We start from the raw sequence: 2,509 nt of genomic DNA, 5'->3' as shown, positions 1-2,509 counted from the left end.
TCAGGCGTCGTCGCCATGATCGCTCGGCCAGTACCCGTTGGATCATCAGGGTGTTGACGTAAACCAGACTCAGTTGCAACAGATGGAGCGCCAGCACAGAGATCTCTTGATCCTCCAGCCGATTGGTGGCGACTTCGCCGCTCTTGCCATAGAAGAGGAAGCCATTGGCGCTGTTCCAGTTTTCCACGACGTTCAGGCCTTCGTGGATCTCTCGCCGCAACGCCTCCGAATGCAGGTACTGGCAGAGAAAGATCGTTTTGACCGCGCGCCCCAGCTCCGCCAGGGCCGCGTAGGTCGGGTGTTGGGCGTTGGTGCGCGTGAACCGGCGCAGGATGGATTCGGAGTCGGCCGTGCCCACTCGCAACGCGGTGGCATACTTCACCATCTCGTCGTACTGTTGCGTGATCAGATCCCAGTTGATCGGGCGTGTCAGGATCGGCTGCAGTGCAGTGTATTGGGCGGCGCTGCCGGCTTCGGGAACGTACAGTTTCTGCTTGTTGATCGACTTCAGCCGGGGAAGCAGCTTGAATCCGAGCAGGTAGCTGAAAGCGAAGGCCACCTCGCTCTGGCCATGGGTATCGACGTAGTTCTTCTCGACCGTCATGTCGGTGCAGTGCCGCAGGACGCCCTCCATCATGGCGGCCACCTCCGACGACGAGCACCGCTTGAGCTGCGAGTGAATGCACACCGACTTCTTTTCGACGTGCCAGTAGATCATCACGCCACGGCCGCCGTAGCGGATGTGCCACTCCGTCATGAGATTCTGATCCCATGCACCGAACTTCTTGGAATCGGAGGCGCACGCTGTGGTGCCTTCGCCCCAGAGGTCCGCTTGGCGCACGGCAAAGATTGCGTTGACGACACGGACAATGGCGTTACGCATGGACGCCTTCTCAATGAAACGGCGCCGTGTGTACAGCAACTCCTTGTAGGTGATCTGGGTGTCGCCGGTGAGCACGCGTTTCAACCCAGCATTCGTGCCCAAGCCGTACAGGCATAGCAGCAAGCGCCGTTGCAGTTCGGCACGATCCAACGTCTCGCGGGATGCCGCCGTCTGAAAGGCTTCAGTGAAGCCAATGCGAATCTCGGTTTCCTTGAGGACGTCGAGCAGGCCTGTCGATGCCCATCGTGCTGCAACCTCCTCCTTGAGCGCGGTCAGGTTGACCGGCTCGAGTTGCGCATCCAGGGGCGTAACACTCAGGCGATGGGGGCCGCGCTGCAGGATGCGAACCTTTTCATTGCCAGGCATGCCGTCGTTGAGCATGGATAAACCTTCGGTCATCGCCCGTTTGAGGGAGTCCACCAGCGGTGCCGCATCAGTGGTGAGTTTCAGCGCGGCATAGTAGGCGTCGCGGTTTTCCCGGAAATCGCTCGGTAGATCCTCGTCAGGGTTCCTGAAACGGTCGGCACCGTCCACCCAGATCTCTTTACTGCGCAGCGCTTCACGCAATGATTGCAGTACGCAGATCTCGTAGTTGATGCGGTTGACGCGAGATTCACCGGCCGTATCCTTTTCGATGACGATCTCCATCCACTTCGGCCGGATCACGCCTTCGATCGGAAGGGAATCGTCCGCCTTGAAATATTGGAAACGCTGGCCGCGCGATGACTGCAACAACTTCAATGCCGCCATGATCGGGCGGTACGCGTCGTTATTGCAGCGAAACGGCAGCGCATCGAGCAGGAGCGGCAGCATCCGGCGATAGTGGTTGCTGTACGAGGCGCGCATGACGGTGTGCACGACTGTCTTGAACATCGGACCGCTCGACTTGAATTCCTTGAGCAGGTCGCGCAAGGTTTGCTCACCGACCACGGGGTAGAGCACCTCCTGTACGACACCTTGGGGATGATCAACCGCCGCTTCGGCCAGCTTGAACAGGACGGCGTTCTTGCTGCGCACGCGGCGGAAATCATCGAACATCTGCTTCTCGACGCGCTGTTCCGCCGTGGCACTGATGCGGTGGACCGTATGAATCAACAACTCGACCAGCCCGTCGAGGATTTCGCGCCGGCGTTGCCAACAGAAGATGGCCAGCAGGGCATGCCGTGTGCCATCCACACGCTTACGCAATTCGTTCGGCGGCTCCGTGGCGACACGTCGGCGATACTGATCCACGAGACGGAGAGCAACGCCTGCTAGGAGATCCGGCGGCAACTGCAGTTGGTCGATGCGTTGGAGCTTGGCGACCTCGTCGAACATGCTATCAAGGCTTGGCCGGCGCGGATCAGATTTCAGATCGTTTAATGTCGCCGCTCGGCGTGTTTCCTCGGTGCCGGGGAGGTTGATCACCTCCGCATCGACTTCAAGCAGCCGATTCATTTGTTGCTTGGAGGCTTCAGACAGGCGGGACACGATCGTTTCATACAACTGGTCTTCAAAGCGGCTGATCGCAGAACGGATCAGTCGCTGGCGATAGGCGGCTGCAGGTGCCTCGACACGCTGCTCTTTCAACCAGCCGATGGCCAGATCGTCCAAATACTGCGTGTCCGGAGCGCGAGGGAGGATGTC

The 2,509-nt window shown here is 59.5% G+C and carries 1 protein-coding gene; it reads right to left on the bottom strand.

Annotation, left to right across the window (positions count from 1 at the left end; genetic code table 11):
• On the bottom strand, positions 1-2,452 hold a 2,452-nt coding region (locus AC2VLV_RS14635; protein ID WP_486990680.1), incomplete at its 3' end, for a Tn3 family transposase.
• Between the last annotated feature and the right edge of the window lie 57 nt (positions 2,453-2,509).

It is taken from the genome of Thiomonas sp. TH-17, assembly GCF_057473305.1.
This window is presented reverse-complemented; position numbering and strand designations above follow the sequence as displayed.